This is a genomic window from Streptomyces sp. NH27 (assembly GCF_056859195.1).
This window is the reverse complement of the sequence record NZ_JACEGK010000792.1, coordinates 1-2,315: the sequence shown is the minus strand read 5'-3', so window position 1 is coordinate 2,315 and position 2,315 is coordinate 1. Positions and strand designations below refer to the sequence as shown.

Annotated in this window: 2 protein-coding genes; one reads left to right on the top strand and one right to left on the bottom strand. The window is 75.6% G+C overall.

The window, feature by feature from the left end:
• The coding region (locus AC13HU_RS35890) for a glycoside hydrolase family 3 C-terminal domain-containing protein (protein ID WP_483046183.1) at positions 1–1,526 on the top strand (1,526 nt) is incomplete at its 5' end.
• Between the two features lie 75 nt (positions 1,527–1,601).
• On the opposite strand, the gene AC13HU_RS35885 is transcribed toward AC13HU_RS35890, so the two are convergent.
• Positions 1,602–2,120 carry a GNAT family N-acetyltransferase gene (locus AC13HU_RS35885; protein ID WP_483046182.1) on the bottom strand — a complete coding sequence of 173 codons (519 nt, stop codon included), beginning with the start codon at positions 2,118–2,120 and terminating at the stop codon, positions 1,602–1,604.
• Positions 2,121–2,315 lie beyond the last annotated feature (195 nt).

The following is a 2,315-nucleotide window of genomic DNA, read 5'->3' as shown; positions in this document are numbered from 1 at the left end:
AGGTCGCGGTACGCGGCTGCGTGCTGCTGCGGAACGCGCCGCATGAGGGCCGGCCGGTGCTGCCGATCGATCCGTACGGCGGCGGGGTCGCGCTGATCGGCGCGGCGGCGCGGCATGCCCGGGTGCTCGGCGGAGGGTCGGCGCAGGTCTTCCCCGACCATGTGGTCTCGCCGCTGGACGGGCTGCGGGCGGCGCTGCCGCGGCAGGAGCCGCTGGTCTACGCGATGGGCGCCGATCCGAGCGACGAACTGGCCGCGGCCGGGGCCGGGTTCGCGCTGCATGCGGTCGCGTTGGACGCGCAGGGACGGGAGTTGGGCAGCGAGCCGCTGCCGGGCGGGCAGGTGCAGTGGATGGGCGACCTGCCCGAGGGTGTGGTGTACGAGGAGTTGAGCGCGGTCGAGGTGCGCGGGGACTTCGTACCGGCGGTGGCGGGCGCGCACCGGTTCGGCACGCGTGGCAACGGCGGGTTCCGGCTGGAGGTCGACGGACGGGTGCTCTTCGAGGGGGTGCAGGCCGACCTGCACGAGGATCCGTTCGAGGCGTTCTTCGGCCGGCCGGTGGAGCGCGGCGGCGTGGAACTGGCCGCGGGCCGGCCGGTGCGGGTCTCGCTGCGCTACGACCTGCCGCCCGAACTTGCCGAACTTCCCATCCAGGCGGTCGGGTTCAGCCTGCTGCACGGCGAACCGGAGCGGGACCCGGACGAGTTGCTGGCGGAGGCGGTCGCGGCGGCCGCGGCCGCGCAGACCGCCGTGGTGGTGGTCGCGACGACCGAGCGGGTGGAGTCCGAGGGCTTCGACCGGAAGGATCTGCGGCTGCCGGGCCGGCAGGACGAACTGGTGGCGCGGGTGGCCGCGGTCAACCCGCGCACCGTGGTGGTGGTCAACGCGGGCGCGCCGGTGGAGATGCCGTGGCGCGAGGACGTGGCGGCGGTGCTGCTGGCATGGTTCCCCGGGCAGGAGGCCGGGGTGGCGCTGGCCGACGTGCTGCTGGGCACCGAGGAACCGGGCGGCCGGCTGCCCACCACCTGGCCGGCCCGCCTGGCCGACGCCCCGGTCAGCCAGGTGACCCCGCAGGACGGCGAACTGCGGTACGGCGAGGGGCCGTCCATCGGATACCGCGCCTGGGCCGCCCGCACCGGTCCCGCTCCCGCGTACCCCTTCGGGCACGGACTGGGCTACACCACATGGGAGTACAACGCGCTGGAGGTGCAACCCTCCGCGGTGGAAGGCGTGTTGGCGACGGTACGGGTCGCGGTGCGCAACAGTGGCGGCCGGGCGGGCCGGGAGGTCGTGCAGGTGTACCTCACGCCGTCCGGCGGTGCCCGCCGGCTGGCCGGGTTCGCGGCCGTGCGGGCAGCGGCCGGCGAGAGCGCCGAAGCGGTACTCGAACTGCCTTTGCGATCTGCGGAGTTCTGGGACGAGGCGGCCGGTGCGTGGCGCCTTGAGCCGGGTCCGTTCGCCCTGGACGCGGCCCACTCCAGCGCCGACTCCCGCCTGACCGCCGCCTTTTCCCACCCGGCCGGCTGAACCGCGGGGCGCGCCCCGCGGGGCACGGGGCGCGCCGCGCGGCGGGGCGTCGCCGGCCGGGTCGCGTCATCGCTGTCAGAGGTCCTTGCGCATGCAGACCCGGGGCCAGCGGTCCAGGCCGTAGGCGGCCTCGCGGGCGCGGATGCGGCGCAGTTCGGCGGTGAGTTCGGTCTCGTCGAGCCGGCGGAAGCCGCAGCGCGCGTAGTACGGCGCGTTCCACGGCACGTCGGTGAAGGTGGTGAGCGTGAGGGCGGGGATCGCGCGCTCCGCGGCGTGCCGGGCGAGGTGGTCCAGGAGCGCGCGGCCGATCCGCCGGTGCGCGTTGTCGGGGTGGACCGAGACCTGCTCGACGTGGAGGTTGCCGTCGACGGGTTCGGCGATGAGATACGCGACGGGTGTGTCCGCCACTTCGCCGGCCGCGACCCAGGCGAGCCCGGCCTGCTGGTAGCGGGCGAGTTCGGCGAGTGGCAGCGGACTGTCGTCGGCGATCTCGGGCATGCCGACCTCGCGGAAGCGCCGCCCCGCGGCGGCCTCGATGCCCTGGAGGAGCGGCAGTTCGTCGAGGCGGGCGGTGCGGATGACGATCGGTTCCATGTGCTTGCTTCCTGTCCTTCCGTTCGCTTGCAACTGGTTGCCGGCCGGGCCGTGTTCCGGCAGCGGCGCCGTCCGCCCGCAGGGCGGGGCCCACGGCGCCTGCCGCTCCCCCACAGCGCCCGGCGCGGCCGGGGGCGCCCCCAACCGCCGGGCCGGGGCCAGGGCAGGGGCAGGGCCAGGGGCAGGGGCTTCCAT